Here is a 16,855-nt window from a genome sequence, read left to right as displayed (position 1 = left end):
GAGGCGGGGCGTCCCGGGCCCGGGAATCGTGATCGACCGGCTGATCGCCCGCCGGCCTCAGGCTTTGAGGGCTCGGTCGATGAGATCGCGCATCCGGCGTTCCTCCTCCGAATCGTCGCTGGGGTCGGGATCGAGGTTGAGCTTGTTCTTGAGTACTTGGGCGAAGGGCTTCATCGACCAGCTGGGGAGGACCTCCGCCGCGCGACGCAGCGCCGCGAGGGCGCCGTTCGCGTCGAGCGTTTCCATGCCTGGCATCGTGAAATCCTTCGCCTGCTCACCCAGGACCGTGAGGGCGTCGGGATCGAGGGATTTCACGCCTGTCATATTCGTCATCGCGATCAGCTCGCCGGCGAGATAGCGCAGGGTCTCCATCGAGACGCCGGGCGTCGGCGTCGCGAAGAACGTGAGGAGCATCGGCAGCACGTCCGGCTTGTAGCGCGCGTTCTGGCACGCGAACACGCAGTACGAGGCCATGATGCTGTCCCGGTACCGCGCGATGTCGGCATCGTCTTTGACGCCGCCCAGCGCTTTCCAGTGGTCCATCACGCCCTTCAGGGTCAGGCTGGTCTGAGTCGTCGGCTCGTTCTTCCCAGGGAGCGTGCCGGTGGCCAGGTGGCCGAACGCGTAGAAGTACTCGACCATCGCCTGCTTCGACTCCTGGCCGGTGTTGATGCGCGTGTACCAGTCCTCTTGTTGACCTTCTGTCGGTTTTCCCCACGGCCCAGGGATCAGGTCGACGAACGACGTCCGCAGGAACGAGAAGCTGCCGCGCCAGTCGACCAGGGCGAGCTTCTGGAACAGCGCGGTCATCTCGCCCCCGGGCTTCGAGCGCAGGAGCAGGGGGATGCCGTCCACGTACGGAGACCCCAGGTCCGTATGCGTGACCGGCCAGCAGAACCTGTTCACGAACTCGGCGTTACCGGCGGCGCTGCGCATCAGCGCCTGCTCGTCCTGGTTGCCGTGCTTGAGCATGTGTATCACGAGCTGTCCCTCGTCATGCCGGGCGAGATCGAGCTCTAGCTCCTGCAGCCGCGCCTCAGACTGCGTGCGCTGGGATTCGATGCTGTGCGTCTTCGACAACACCGTGAGGTCGCCGGCGGCGACCTTGCCGGTGCCGAAGGAGGCGTACTTCTGGAAGCTCTTGCACAGGAACACCTCGAGGCTGCCGTCGGCGATGACGTCCTTCAGGCCGTTGAGCACCTCGTCGAGCCGGGTCCGGCCGGTGGACGGGTCCAGCCCGTCCTCGACGGTGGTGTCGAGTATCAGCGCGAACGGCGGGTCATCCCGCTTACGTGTCTTCAGATCCTTGAGCACGCCATCGACGAGGTTCTTCGCCGATGACGACTCGAAGGGCGTGCTCGGGTTCAGCGCCGCGACCACGACATCCTTGCGCGGCTTCGTCACCTCCCCCTTCTTGAGGTTGCCGAGCAGCATCCCGGTCTCGAAGTAGTCGATGCCCTCGGTGGGACGCGAGACCTGGTCGGTGCGCCGCGACGACAGCGCGATGTACAGCGCCGTCCCGAGCGCGTCCATGCCGCTGGTCATGAGGTGGCTGCTGAGCTCGATCTCCCTGCCGACGTACGGTGCGATGCTCGGCGCCCGCTTCAGCAGGACGTCCTTCATCGTCGCCCAATAGTCAACATGTCCGTAGTTCTTGGCCACGGCGAGCACGACGGTGATCTCGTCCATCATGAGGTCGACCGCGCGCAACGCCGTCGACGGGTTCGGATCCTCGACGACGATGTCGAGGAGCCGGCGCAGCGAGCCCAGGGCGTCGGCGGTCAGCGCGTCGTAGCGGCCCGGGCCGAGCTTGTCGGTGAGGCCGAGCAGGAGGTGCTCGACCATGGCGCACACCGGCGCCAGCTCGCCCTTCCCGCGCGCGAAGTCCTGCAGACGGGAGAACGCGCTGGACGTGATGAGCTGCGCGAGGTCGGCGTGCGTGTCGAAGGCGAGGTCCGGCTTGGGCCGGGGTTTGTCCGCGTCCATGAGCTCGTAGAGCTGGTACGCCGACGGCGTCGCGCCGATCCCCTCCAGGATCTCCTTCCACTTCAAGGAGCTGTCGCTGGCCCCCCTCAGCACGCTGATGCCCGTCTCCCCCCTGAGCGGCCGGATCTCGAGTTTGGCCAGCACCTCCGGGCTCAGTACCATCTCGAGCTTGCGCAGCACGCGCGGGCTGTTGACCAGGATGTCGCCCTCTTGCAGCTTGTGGTCCGCCTGCAGCTTCGCCGCGAAATCATCCAGGGCTTCGCCGAAGGACGAGCGCCAGTAGCTGGACTCGAGGTCGTGCTGGGTCGTCAGGTTACTCTGGCCGGTGGTGCGCTTGCTGCCCGCCGTACGGAAGCCCACCTGCTTGGCGATGTGCTTCTGCGCGGGGGCCGCCACCTTCTTGAGCGCCGTGCGGCGCAGCCGCGAGTACGGCTCCTTGCCGCTGCTGATCAAGGTGATGTCGGCCAACGCCTTTTTGAGGTAGGCGATCGACGAGGCGTCGTCCGCGTCGTCGGTCCGCTTCGCGAGCTCGACCAGGTCGATGGCGCCCTTGACCGGCGTGGCCAGGTCGAGCGCCTCGAACGATTCGTTGCGGCCCGGCGCGCGATCGCCCTCAGGCTGCTTCTGCGGCGTCTTGGGCTTGACGAGACGAACCCCGGCGGTCGCCTTCAGGAAGTCGAGGGCGAGATTGCCTCTGAGTTGCGTCACGATGAGCCGCGACATCGTGCTGCGCTCAGACGCCGAGCGCTGGGCCAGCATCTCGGCCATGCGCTGGGCGGAGAACGTTCTGTCCTGCAGCGCCTTCGCCACCACCTTGGCGGTGGCCGGGTCGGGCTTCTCGGTGAACTTCTGCCAGCCCGGCGGCGTCGATGTGGAGATCGGTGCGGAGGCGACCGACACGTCACGCTTCGTGATAGGCAAGTCAGACATGTCGGATATGCCAGGCGTGATCTTTTCTGGTCCGCCGATCGTACGCCTGCGCTGACGCTTGTTCTTGGTCGCGCCGATGGTCGGTTTCTTTTTCATGACCCCCCAGCCATTCTGCTCAAGGCTCCCCCTGCCTGATGACCGATCGATCGTCCACCTTCTGGCCGAGCGTGCAAAGGTTCCCTGTCCGCCACATTCGTGGCGCGCTTCTCTGAGCTGCGGCTCGCTGATGCCCAGAGCGCCAACGACACCGGCTCCTGAAGGGCCCGGCCGACGATCGCGCGCCGCTTCATCGCATCCGGTGACTTGTCGACGCGCGCGAACCAGTGACGGGAGGGATGGTCCGCCGCTGGGCCGGGTGAGCACAGGTGGCTTTGTCGCCATATTCGTGGCGCGGTTTCTGCGCTTGTATCTGTGAGGGCGCGGGCCGCTCTGTGGAGTCGGTCCGGACTACACAGGCTTCTCTGAGGGGGGACGCATGGCGGGCAACGAGCCGATCCCGAGCTACGAGGAACTGTTCGACGACACGAATCTCGATCATCGGCAGGAGGACGAGGCCAGGACGGTCTACTCGCCGGGGGCCTATCTCGCGGATCTCCTGGGGCTGCTCGAGACCGTTCTGGAGCAGCCGTCGCTGCTCGGCGACGACCGGCGCGCCGACCTGAAGAGGGTCCTGCTGGACGGGGAGAACACCTTCGGCGAGGCTCCCTACCTGGACATCGTCATCGAGCTGCTGGAGAGGCTCGCCGGGGACCAGCCGTACGAGCGGATGCGGCAGCGGCTGAAGTACCCGTTCGGGATGCCGTTCTCGCTGGACGAGGAGCGCTTCAAGACCTACCTCCGGCACCTCAGGACCGGACCGGACGAGCTCTACCGGATCTTCGCTCCGGTGGCCGACGCCGACACGGTGGCCCGGCTGTTCCTGGGATTGTCCGCGGAGGCCGTCACGCATCTGACATCACCGGCGGACGAGGCGGGGATCAAGGCGTTCTACGGGCTCGCACCGCAGGATCCGCTGACCTCGCTCGCGGATGTGGAACGATTCAAGCAGACGACGGGCCTGTCGGCGCTGCAGTTGCGGGAGCTGCTCGGGGAGCCGGACGACCTCGTGCGCCCGCCCAAGGACTCGTACGTCAACCAGGGCAGCGAGCCGGTCACCATGTCGCCGGACGGTACGCGGCTGGAGGGGGCCACCTCCGGCTGGTACGACCGGATCAGCCGGATCGTCCGGCTGGCCAGGTGGACCGGGCTCGGCCTCAGCGACCTCGATCGCGTCCTGACCACGTGCTGCGGGGGCACGCTCGACGCGGCCGCGCTGCGGATCACCGCGCTCGCCGTGCACCTGCGGCAGGGCTACGACCTCACCGTCGACGCGGTGTGCGGGCTGGTGGCGGAGGTCGAGCCGGTGCCCGAGGAGCTGCCCGCCATGTCGGGCGACATCCTCGGCCCGCACAACAAGGAGTACCGCCGCAAGCTGGCCATCGGGATCGGGACCTCCGAGAGCGACATCGTGGAGACCGTGCGGCGCTACCGCGACCGCTACAGCGCCCTGGAGCCGAGCCCCTTCGACCGTGGTCCGATCGGGTCGTCACAGATCGCGCTGCTGCGGCGGACCGGCAGGCTGACCTCGGCGCTCGGCATGTCCGCAGGGGAGCTGTTCGACCTGCTGGGGGTGCTGGAGAGCGACCCGTCGCTGTGGCGGTATTCCACGTTCTCCCTCCTGGGCGGGGTCGAGCCGAAGACGCAGGACTGCTACCGCATCCTGGAGGGCGGCGACCCCGTCTCCGGCCTGTGGCTGGCCCAGACGCTGCTCGCGGTCGCCCGCTGGATGCAGGACGGCGGCTTCGGCGCCCAGGAACTGGCCGAGATCCTGGGGAGCGGGTCCAGTGGGTCCGGCGGGCCCGGCGGGCCCGGCGCGTCCGGCGGGGATGACCGGCTCGCGGTGCTGGAGGGCCTCGACCAGCGGTTCCAGGCGGTGGCCATGGAGCCGGCCATGTTCGAGGGCGAGCGCTTCGGGCCGCGGGCCGCGCAGGCCGTACACGACGTGCTGGCGACCCACACCGGCGCGGTGGTGTCGGAACGCGACGCCCGGCTGCTGCGCCTCGACCCGGACACGGTGGCCGTGGCCGCGCACGAGGCGGTCACCTCCCTCGGCATGATCGTCGACGACGACCTCATCGGACTGGGGCTCGGTGAGCGGCTGGCCGGCAAGATCCGTGCGCAGCTCGTCTTCAGCGGACGGCTGCGTGCTGACGGCACGCTCGTCACCGAGGGCATGCCCGAGACCGACTACGCCCTGAACCTGGAGCGGGACTTCGCGTCGTTCAAGGAGGCGCTGTTCAAGCTGATCAACAGCGTCGGCAACGGCACCTCGTCCTTCTATCCCTCCGATCTGGCCACGGTCGGCAACCTGTCCCAGGGCCAGCTCGACGAGCTGTACGACAACCTGATCTACCACGGGTACGTCGACGAGGAGGGCGCCGTCCAGGATCCGGCGTTCTTCGCCGACGAGGAGAACGTCGAGGCGTTCCGCGTCAACGCCGGCCTGTCCGACGTCGCCCCCGAGGTGCTCACCCTGCTGCGCCGGCGCATCGACGCCTTCCGCGCCGAGCCGCTCGTCCTCGACCCCGGGCTCCTCACGGGGCTGCGGCTCAGCGAGGCGCGGCTGGCCCGGCTGATGGACGGGCTGCGCTTCAACGGCTACATCGACGAGAACGGCCGCTATCTGAACAAGCAGGCGCTGGCCGCGCTCCGGCCCGCCGACTTCGCGCTGCCGCCGGAATTCCACCCGCACCGGAACGCCGTGCTCGACGCCGCGAAACGGCAGATCGGCGAGCTGGAGGCCGAGCTCTACACCTTCACCCCCGAGGACTTCACCGAGGTCGCGGACCTGGCGATGGCGCAGCGGGCGATGGCCGCGATGGAGGGCATCTATCTGAGCGACGGCTGGCCGGTCGCCGAGGTGGAGACGCTCGGCGACGGGTTCACCGCGGCCGAGACCGCCATCGTGGCCCGGCGGGTCGCCGAGTGCGCGCAGGACGAGCGGCCGTACCGGATCCACCTGGAGGCGCTGGGCGAGCTCGGCTTCGACGACGAGCAGCAGGGGCTGGTCGTCGAGAAGCTGATCGCGCAGGGACACCTCACCGACGGCCTGTCCGTGCCGCGCGAGGCGGTCCCCTTCTTCGCCAACCCGGCGAACGTCGTCAGCTTCGCCCTGCAGGGGCTGGAGGACTTCGAGCGGGACGTGTTCTTCCTGCTGCACGCGGTCGCCGTGGCGCTCGCCGAGGCGGTCGAGGAGGTGACCGCCACGCTGGAGAGCCGTGCCGGGCAGCAGCAGGAGGCGCTGACCTCCGCGCTGGCCGACGCGTTCGGGGTGCCCCAGGAGAGCGCCGCGGCGATCTGCGCGGGCGTCGCCGGCGGGCTGCCCGAGGCGATGGAGATCCTCATCCCGCCGGTCATCGCCGTCCCCCGGCGGCTGTCCGATCCGCACTTCCAGGCCGCCTACGAGCGCATCCGCCGCTTCGCGCTGCTGGCCGGCAAGCTCGGCATGGACGAGACCGAGGTCGCCGTCGCCTTCCACGACCAGGACCTGACCGGCAAATACCCCGAACCCCTGGCACTGCCGCCGGGCGTCGACGTCGTCGACGCGGTGCTGCGCAGCTCCGACGGCCATATCTACGTGTTCGCCGGCGACGTCTACTGGGCCTACTCCGCCGACACGTACGCCCTGCTCGACCCCAGGTCCAAGGCGCTGACCGAGCTGTCGCCCCGGTTCACCGGGCTGACCCGGGTCGACGCCGCCTTCGCCTTCCCCGGCGGCGCCGAGTGGATCGTCGGTCGCGCCGTCGAGCGGAACGAGGGTGACGAGGTCCCCGACCGGGAGGTGTCGCGGCTGTTCGTCAAGGAGCCGGGCAGCATCCGCTGGGCCCCCCGTGACCAGCTGTGGGGCAAGGTCAGGAACAACTTCGAGGCCCCGCGCCGGATCGACAGCGCGTACGTGGACGAGAACGGCAGAACCTACCTCTTCTGCGCCGACCAGTACATCCGATACTCGAGCCACGATTTCACGACAGTCGACGAGGGCTACCCGCGCGGCGTCGCCGAATGGTGGCAGGCCGAGGGCCACGACACGCCGCTGCCCGAGGCGTTCACCGGGGCGCTCGACGCGGCCTTCCAGGACGTGGACGGGCATGTCCACCTGTTCGCGGGCGGCCGCTACTTCGAGATCGGCGGGCAGGAGCAGCCGATCTCCGCCCGGTGGGGCCGCATCCGCAACGCCTTCGACGGCGCGCAGAGCCTCGACTGCGCGTTCACCGGCCCCGACGGCAGGACGTACCTGTTCCGCGGCAACCAGGTGGTCCGTTACACCGACAGCCTGGAGAACGACGGCGTGCGGGTGGACGACGGCTATCCGCGGCGTATCGAGACCGAGTTCGCCCGCCTGCCCGGCGAGTTCCACACCGGCGTCGAGGCGGCCTTCACCGAGCCCGTCTCGGGGATGGTGCACCTGTTCAAGGACGGCAGGACGGTCTCCTTCGCCGCCTCCGGCGGCGGCGTGCCGCAGCCGACGGCCGAGCGCTGGGGCAAGGTCGCCGACGTGCTGGCCGGTGGCGCCGTGGACGCCGGGCTCGTGGGCATGGACGGCAAGACCTACCTGTTCAGCGGCGAGAGGTACATCCGCTACTCCGGCGCCGACTACGCCGTCGTCGACCTCGGCTACCCGCGCAGGATCGCCGGCGACTGGGGAGGGCTGCGCAAGGTCGGCGCCGCTTTCGTGATGGACGGAAAGACGTACCTGTTCGGCCAGGGCGGCCACCTGTTCGACGTGCCGCTCGCCCAGGAGCCGGAGCTGAACGAGGGCCGCCTGTCGCCCGCGCTGCGCCGCCACTTCCTGGAGCACGGCCTGACCCTGGCCGAGAAGGCCACCGTCACCTCCGAGGGCACGGACGAGTACCGGACGTGGCACGTCGGCACCGAGCAGGGCATCGCGCTGACGCTCCGCAGGAACCCGCTGCACATCCAGGTGCACGCCGACGGCGGCGACTTCCACGTCCGCTACTCCACCAGGGACTACGCCACCCCGGACGCCGGCTACCCCAAACCGGTCTCCGACAACTGGTGGAACCTGCCCGCCTCGCTGGCCGACGACCCCCGCTTCGCGGTCATCGACGCGGTCTTCACCGACGGCACCGGCCGCACGTACCTCTTCGCTGGCAACAGCTTCGTGGTGTCCGACGCCCGGCACCGCTGGTGGTCGGAGCCGCGCACGATCGACGGCCACTGGGACAGCCTGCTGCCCTTCACCTGGGTGGACGCCGCCTTCGTCGGCAAGGACGGCCGGACCTACGTCTTCTCCGGCGACCGGTACATCCGCTTCTCCGGTGGCGACTACACCAGGGCCGACGACCGCTACCCGGCCTCGGTCCCGGCGTACTGGGGCAACGTGGTCAACAGGATCGCCCGGACGGGCCTGGTGGACGCCGCGCTGACCAGGACCGTGACGGAGGAGATCGACGGCAGGAAGGTGGACAACCACTACACCTACCTGTTCTCCGGCGACCAGTACGTGCGTTACCTGGGCACGGAGCTCGACCACGTGCAGGACGGCTATCCGGCCGCGCTGTCCGCGCTGTCGCGGGAGCCCGGGATGGCGGCCCTGGACGTCACGCTCGACGGCGTGGACGCCGCCTTCGCCGACCGCCGCAACGTCCACCTCTTCCGCGCCGGCCGCTGCCACATCGTGTCCGACGGCCTCTACCGCCGCTACGACGACGCCTCGTTGAGCGGGCTGAGCTGCGCCTTCCTGGAGGACGGCAAGCTGCTGGCGGAGGACGGGAACGGCTGGCGCCATCGCGCGGGCATCGAGGCCGTCGAAGGCTTCGGGTTTGCGCAGGAGACCGGTACGCCGCGGTCGCTGCGCGCGGCGCCGGAGGAGTTCCGGAGCGGGCTCGACGCCGTGCTGCGCGGCGCCGACGGCACCACGTACCTGTTCAAGGGGCCGAACTGCGTCAACACGCGGCTGAACAGGCCGTACCTCCTCGCCGAGGAGTGGGGCAAGCCACGTAACACGATTTATCAGGACAACAAGGTGGACGCGGCGTTCGTCGGCCGGGACGGCAGGACGTACCTGTTCAGCGGCGACCAGTTCGTCGCCTACGCCGACCCCGGGCCCGCCGACACCGCCGCCCCCAACCCCGGCCTCACCATCGACGGCGAGCCACGGCTCATCTCCGAGCACTGGGGCGGCCTGGACGACGTCGCGCTCGCGTACGTGCGCGGCACGAAGACGTACCTCTTCGAGTCGCCCGACGAGGAAGGCCGCATGCGCTACCTCGTCTACTCCGGCACGGACTACACCGAGCCCGACGGCGAGCCGCAGCTCGCCGACGAGAGCTTCTGGCGGGTGCCCGAGCAGTACCGCATACCCGGACACCCCGTGCCCGACGCGGTGCTGTTCGCGGGCGACACCATGCTCCTGCTGCTCGGCGAGCACTGCGTGCAGTACGACGAGCGGGCCGGCGCCTGGTCCTACCCGCGCCCGATCGAGCGGCTCTGGCCCGGGTTCGAGCGCATCCTCGAATCCAGCAGGGAAGACGGTGACGCGCTGCGCACGGCGTTCACCGCGCCGGACGGCTCGACGTACTTCTTCCTCTCCGAGCAGTACTCCCGCCATGACGGGCACGACTTCGCCCCGCTCGCCGTCATCCGCGACCGGTGGGGCAGGTCGCCCAACCCGTTCGTGCCCGACGACGCGACCGCCAGGATCGACGCCGCCTGCGTCTTCGGCGACGACACGACGTTCCTGTTCTCCGGCGACCGGTACGTCCGCTACACCGGCTCCGAATACCGTTACATCGATCCCGGTTACCCGAAGAAGATCGTCGGCAACCTGCGGCGCGAGGCGGCCTTCGCCAACCTGCCGGAGTCGTTCGACGACGCGGTCACCGGCCGCACGATCGACGCCGCCATCGCCAACGGCCGCACCGCCTACCTCTTCGCGGGCGGCTCCTGCCACGTCGTCTCCCGCGCCGCGACCGCCACCCGCGACCTCGCCGTCCTCGGCCGCGTCCGGAACAACCTCGTGGAGAGGGAGAAGGTGGATGCGACGATCGTCACCGGCGCGCACACCTACCTGTTCTCCGGCGACCAGTACGTCCGCTACACCGGCACCGAGTACGCGTACGCCGACGACGGCTACCCCCGCGCCATCCTCCCCGGCCTCGCCTTCGATCTGCGCATGCAGGACCCGCCCGCGGACTTCGCCGACGGCCTCGACGCGGCCTTCCGCACTCCGGGCCCCGCCGGCGTCGTCCACCTGATCAAGGGCGACCGCTGCCTGCGGGTCGGCGAACCGGCCGCGCAGCCTGTCAACGCCCTGTTCGGCAAGGTGCGCAACGCCTTCGCCGACGCCGGCCACCGGCTGATCGACGCCGCCTTCGCCGCGCCCACCGGCGAGCTGTACGCCTTCAAGGGCGAGCAGTACGTCCGTTACCGTCCGGGCGCGCTGGAGTTCGTGGAGGAAGGCCACCCCCGTACCGTCCGGGACGACTGGGGCGACCTGCCGGGCCGCTTCGAGTCCGGCGTCGACGGCGCCTTCGTCTTCGAGGACCGCACGTACCTGTGCAAGGGCGACGAATACGTACGCTACTCCCGCGGCTATCACGAGGTGGACCGCACCTACCCGCAGCGGTTCCGCTACCGCTGGGGCGGCACGGCCGACTACCGGCTGAGCGACGTGCACACGATCTCCAGGTTCATCGACCTCGCCCGCCGGCACCCGGACGGCCTGCCCGCCTTCCTGCTGGACCCGCCGGCCGTGGTGCAGGACCCGTACGCGTACCTGGGAGACCTGTTCGGCTGGGACGTCGACGAGATCAGGTGGGCCAAGCGCAACGCCGCGCTCCTGACCGCCGAACCCGAGGCCATCGCGGCCGCGGCGGTGAGCGCCGCACCGGTGCGGCTGGAGGAGGACCGCTTCGAGGTCGAGTTCCTGCTCCGCCTGGTCGAGCTGTTCACGCTCACCGACCGGATGGGGGAGGCCCCGTCCACGCTCTACACCGACGTGTGGCGGCCCGCCTTCGGCGACTCGCCCGCCCTGGCGACCGCGAACACCGCCCTCTACGGGATCATGGAGCGCCTGTACACCGGCGAGTGGGAGGCGCTGTCGGCCGCCGTCCACGACGAGATCAACGTGCTCAAGCGCGACGCCCTCGTCTCGATCGCCCCGGGCACCCCGGGAGAGCTGTACGACCGGCTGCTGGCCGACGTCGAGATGGGCGGCCAGGGCCGCACCTCAAGGGTGCGCGAGGCCATCGCCGCCGCCCAGCTCTACGTGCACCGCTACCTGCTCGACCTGGAGCGGGTGACGGTCCCGGACGGGCGGGACCCGGAGGAGACCAGGCGGCGGATCAGGACCTGGTGGGCCTGGCTGAAGAACTACCGCCTGTGGGAGGCCAACAGGAAGGTCTTCCTCTACCCGGAGAACTACCTGCGCCCCGAGCTGCGCGGCTCCAAGACGCCCGCCTTCCGTGCCCTGGAGGACGACCTGCTGCAAGGCGAGATCACCCAGGAGAAGGTGGAGCAGGCCTACAAGCGCTACCTCGACGAGTACACCGAGGTCTCCAGGCTCTCGATCGCCGGCGGTTACGTCTACCGCGCGGACGGCGCCGAGGCGGGCGTCCGGCGGCTGGTGCTGTTCGGCCGGACCAGGACCGAGCCGAGGCGCTACTACTGCCGCGAGGCGGAGTTCAGGGACGACGGGCGCCTGTCGGCCACCTGGGAGCCGTGGCTGAAGGTCGACGCGCAGGTCGAGGCCGAGATCGTCTACCCGGTGCACGCCTTCGGCCGCATCTTCGTCTTCTGGCCCACGGCCGAGGCGGTCGCGCCCGAGCCCGGCGCCCAGACCACGCTCACCGAGCAGCAGAGCGGCGACAACCGCACGCTCACCCCGCCGCCGCCCAAGTACCGCGTGCGCGTCAACTACTCCTTCCGCAACCTCAACGGCGAATGGGTGCCCTCGCAGGTCCTGCCCCTGGAGGACGTGCTGGACGCCCCCGTCGACGCCGTCAGCCTGTACGTCCAGGCGTCCGCCACCGTGCCGGTGCCGGACGGCGGCACGCACGACACCATCCTGATCCCCTGCACCTACACGGTCGCCAAGCCGGAGGGCCCGCAGAAGGTGCAGTCGGCGTTCGCGCTGACCCCCGAGCTGTACGCCATCCGCGCCGAGGGCGTGCCCGAGCCGGTGCGGCCGTCCCGGCTGGAGCAGATCTTCGGCGAGCCCATCGAGGAGTCCAAGGTCGTCCAGCTGACCCTGCCGGCCGGGGCCGAGAGCGACCCGTGGATCAGCGTCGACCACAAGGGCGGCAGCTTCCTGTGCCGGCCGATCGCCCCGGAGGGCAGCGGCGAGGAGCCGCGGCAGCTGAGCGGCAATCCTGACAAGCTGCCGGTGTGGTCCCCGATCCACGCCGCGGTCGAGCTGCCCGGCGGCGTCAGGTACTTCTTCAACAACACCGGTGAGAGCGGCTCCGGTCCCTACTACGTGGAGGTCTCCGCGACCCGGACGACCGCCACCCGCCTCAGCAAGCCGCTGACGGCCGAACGCTGGGGACACGTCCCCACCCCCCTGTACAACGACAAGGCCGGGGTCGACGCGGCCATCGTCAAGGACGGGTTCCTCTACCTGTTCTCCGGCGCGTACTACTACCGCTACTCCGGTGCCCCCTTCGGCAGGATCGACGTGGGCTATCCGAAGCTGATCAACGGCAACGAAGAGGGTTTCCCGCAGTGGGACAAGGTGGACGCCGCCGCCGTCGACGCGAACGGCGTGGAGTACTACCACTCGGCCGGACAGCACCTGTGGATGCGCCGCACCAGTCCCGGCAACCCCCTGGAGACCTTCCAGCCGCCGTGGGCGATCGGCAACACGCCGGTGGGGGCGCTCCTGATCCGCGGCGACGACGTCTTCCTCGTGAACGGCGACTCCTACCGGCGCGGGGACAGCCAGAACGAGCGCCCGATCCAGCTGCGGGGCAACAAGGACGGCCTGCCGCAGTCCGGCCCCGTCAGCGCCCCCTTCCGCCACGGCGAGAGCGTCTACTTCTTCAACAACGACACCCACACCTACCTGTCCATCACCCGCGAGGAACCCGGCAAGGGCCGGGGCCAGTCCGGCAACGGTTCCAGGGAATACGTCCAGAGCGAGCCGTCCCCCATCAAGCCCCTGGGCGTGGCCAGGACGGCCGTCACCGACGAGGGCGTCGACGCGGCCTACGTCGTCCCCGGCACCGGCGGCAAGGACGCCACGTTGTTCCTCGCCAGGAACCTCGAGTACGTCCGCTACACGCTCAAGGGCGGCGAGGTGGCCGCTCTGGCCGACCCCGGCTACCCCAAGCCCATGAGCCGCCGCGTCCGGGCCGTCTTCCAGCGCTCGGGCCTGCGCTACGTCTTCAGCGACCAGGACTACACGGTGCTGCGGCCCGGCGAAGAGCTGGCGTCCATGAAGGAGTTCTCCCCGGTCAGCGGCAACTGGGGCGGCCTGCCCGACGGCTGGGAGACGGGGCTGGACGGCGTGCTCGACAGCACCGACCTCTACCTGTTCCTCGGCTCCACGTACGTCACCTACCCCTCGTCGGTGAAGGTCCAGCGGCCGTACGAGATCGCCGCGCTGCCGCACGAGGTCATCAGGCTCACCTCCAGCACGGCGTACAGGCTGAACAAGGCGCTGCTGGAGGGCGGCGTGCCCGCGCTGCTCGCGCCGGAGATCCAGGAGCTCGACGAGCTGCCGTCCTTCAGCACGCGGGTCTCCGACGCCACCACGATCATGGTCACCGAGTCGACCGCGGAGCAGGGAGTGCCGGCCGGCACGCACCTGGACTTCAACAGCGGCAACGGCATCTACTACTGGGAGGTCTTCTTCCACGCTCCCACGCTCATCGCCCAGGCGCTCAACGCCGCCCAGCGCTTCGACGACGCCCGCACCTGGTACGAGTACGTCTTCGACCCCACCATGCCGCGATACTGGCGCTTCCTGCCGTTCCTGGCGGCGGACGTCGAGGCGCTGGTCCAGAGCTGCCGCCACGACCTGGCCGAGCTCGCCGGCCGAGGGGCCGACGTGAGCAAGCCGGCCGCCGACCTGGAGGCGATCCTGGTCAAGGTGGAGCCGATGGCCCCCGCCTTCCAGCACCAGCGCGAGCTGAGCCAGGCCGAGAAGGACTACCTCGCCGAGCTGCCGTCCGGCGGGCCGTCGACCGCCGGGGTGCCGCCGATCGAGGAGGCGCTCAACGCGCTGGAGGCGCCGCCGGGGGCCGGGCCGGCGCTGAAGGGCCTGCTGGAACGCATCGCCCTGCTCGGCCGGCTGCGCCAGCAGTACGACCTCATGGGCGACCGGGCCGCGCTGCTGAAGGCGTACCTGGAGGATCCGTTCGACCCGCACGCCATCGCCGAGTTGCGTCCGCCGGCCTACCGGCGCGCGGTCGTGATGGCGTACGTCGACAACCTGCTCGACTGGGGTGACCTGCTCTTCAGGCAGTACACCGCCGAGAGCGTCGACGAGGCCAGGATGCTCTACATCTTCGCCTACGACCTGCTCGGCCAGCGGCCGCCCGAGGATCTCGGCCCGCGGGCCCTCACGCCCGCGCTCACCTACGAGGAGCTGCGCCGGGCGCCCGCGGACGATGGGCTTCCCGAGCTCACCGCGGGCGGCGCGATGCTGGAGAAGGCGGGCGAGGTGCACGCCAGCGTCGCGGGACCGTACTTCCACGTCCCCGCCAACGGCGTCTTCCTGGAGTACTGGGACCGCGTCGAGGACCGGCTGCGCAAGATCCGGGCCTCGCTCGACATCATGGGCGTCAGCCGGCCGTTGCCGCTGTTCGAGCCGCCGGCCGACGTGATGGCGCTGGTGCGCGGGGCGGCGGCGGGAGCCTCGCTCGACCGGCTCGCCGCCGCCGCGACCCTGCCGGTGCCGCACTACCGCTTCTCCTCCGTCTTCCGCAAGGCGCAGGAGCTGGTGGACAAGCTGCGGCAGTTCGGCGGCGACCTGCTCAGCGTGCTGGAGCGCCGCGACTCCGAGGAGCTGGCGCTGCTCAACAACCGGCACGAGGGCACGATCCTGGCCCTCACCCGCGCCGTGCGCGAGGCGGAGGTGGAGATCGCCGCCCAGGGCCTGAGCGAGGTGCAGGTCAGCGAGCAGGGCGCGCAGAACCGCGTCGACCACTACGAGGGGCTGATCGCCGCCGGGCTGACGCCGCTGGAGCAGGCGCAGCTCGGCATGATGTCCGCGGCGGTGGTCGCCCACGTCGTCGCGACCGGTTTCCAGGCCGGCGCGGCCATCGCCTCGGGCCTGCCGGACGTCCTGCTGGGCCTGTTCATCATGGGCACCAAGCTGGGCCGCGAGCAGGTGACGGAGGCCCTGGAGCACGGCGGCGAGGCCTCGTCGTCGGCGGCCGAGGCGCTGAACGTCATCGGCGAGCTGCTCGGCATCCGCGCCGAGCAGGAGCGGATGGCGGGCGACTGGGCCTTCCAGCTCGCCGTCGCCCGCAACGACGTGGAGCAGCTCGGCCACCAGGTGAAGGCCGCCGAGTTCCGGCTCAAGGCCGCCCAGCGCGAACTGCAGATCCTGGATCAGCAGATCGCCAACCAGGAGGCCGTCGGCGCCTTCATGACCGGCAAGTTCACCAACCTCCAGCTGTACCAGTGGATGTCGGGGCGGCTGGCCGGGCTGTACTTCCAGACCTACTCGATGGCGTACGACATGGCGCGCTCCGCGCAACGGTCCTTCCAGTACGAGCGGGGCGTCCCCGAGGGGCAGGCCGACTACATCCAGCCGCTCTACTGGGAGAGCCGGCGCAACGGCCTGCTCGCCGCGGAAGGCCTGGGGCTGGACCTGGAGCGGCTGGGCAAGGCGTGGCTCGAGAGCGACCGCCGCGGCCTGGAGATCACCAAGAAGGTGTCGCTGCTGGCGCTGGACCCGGTGGCCGCGCTCGGCCTCCGCACCACCGGCCGCTGCGAGTTCGCCCTGACCGAGGCCCTCTTCGACCGCGACTTCCCCGGCCACTACCGCCGGCGCGTCAAGACGGTGTCGGTCACCTTCACCGGCCCGGAGGGGCCGATCGCTCTCAACGCCGTGCTGACCCAGCTGGACAGCAGGACGGTGCTCGCGGCCGATCCCAAGGCCGTCAAGTACCTCCTCGACCCCAAGGGCCCGATGCCGGCGACGTTGCGCGCCGACTGGCGCGGCGGCCAGCAGATCGCACTGTCGGACCTGGAGGAGTACAAGGACAACAACGGGCTCTTCGACCTTCGCTACGACGACGAGCGCTACCTTCCCTTCGAGGGCACCGGCGCGGTCTCCCGGTGGCGCCTGGAGCTGCCCTCCGGCGGCGCCCCGCAACTCCTGGACGTCACCGTCACCGTGAAGTACTCCGCCGAACAGGGCGGTGAGCTCTTCGCCGGCGCGGTCAAGGGCATGCTCAAGCCCTATGCCACGGCTCGCTATTGCGACATCCCGGCGGAGTTCCCCGAAGAGTGGTCGACGTTCGTCGACGGCTCCGACGACACGCTGACCCTCCCGTTCACCCCGGACATGTTCCCCGGCATGACCGGCCGCGCCATCACCGGCGTGTACGCCCTGTACTCGCCGGCCGGCGACGGATCGGCCCGCTTCCTCCTCAACGGCGAACGACGCCTGACCCTCAACGAGGGCAAGCTCCTGCCGACCCCCGGCCTCACCGCCGGGACCTGGCGTCTGGTCCTGGAAGGCGACAAGTCCGCTCTCGAGGGTCTCGGCCTGATCCTGTCCTACCGCGCCCGCTAGCGGGCTCTCCCGTGCCCCCGGCCAGTCCTGGTCGGGGGCACGGGCCATACCGCGTCCCGACGCCGCGCCCCCGGCACGTCCGGACCGAGAAGCCCGACCGGCCGCATGGGCCCAGACGCTCAGACAGCG

Annotated in this window: 2 protein-coding genes; one reads left to right on the top strand and one right to left on the bottom strand. The window is 70.0% G+C overall.

All coding sequences use genetic code 11. The annotated features are described in order from the left end of the window. Positions 1 to 57: 57 nt before the first annotated feature. A complete protein-coding gene (locus AB0J87_RS55510) occupies positions 58 to 3,279 on the bottom strand; it encodes a hypothetical protein (RefSeq protein ID WP_363982314.1) in 3,222 nt (1,073 codons plus the stop codon). 112 nt (positions 3,280 to 3,391) lie between these two features. On the opposite strand from AB0J87_RS55510, the gene AB0J87_RS55505 reads away from it, so the two are divergent. Beyond that, positions 3,392 to 16,726, top strand: coding sequence for a hemopexin repeat-containing protein (locus AB0J87_RS55505; RefSeq protein WP_363982311.1), 13,335 nt, complete (start codon positions 3,392 to 3,394; stop codon positions 16,724 to 16,726). Positions 16,727 to 16,855: the final 129 nt, after the last annotated feature.

Origin of the sequence: Nonomuraea sp. NPDC049625 (assembly GCF_040675285.1) — a bacterium.
Taxonomy (GTDB): Bacteria; Actinomycetota; Actinomycetes; order Streptosporangiales; family Streptosporangiaceae; genus Nonomuraea; species Nonomuraea angiospora_A.
This window is presented reverse-complemented; position numbering and strand designations above follow the sequence as displayed.

Coding starts and splice junctions, on each gene's coding strand:
- AB0J87_RS55505 (WP_363982311.1), top strand. CDS start 3,392: ATGGCGGGCAACGAGCCGATCCCGAGCTACGAGGAACTGTTCGACGAC.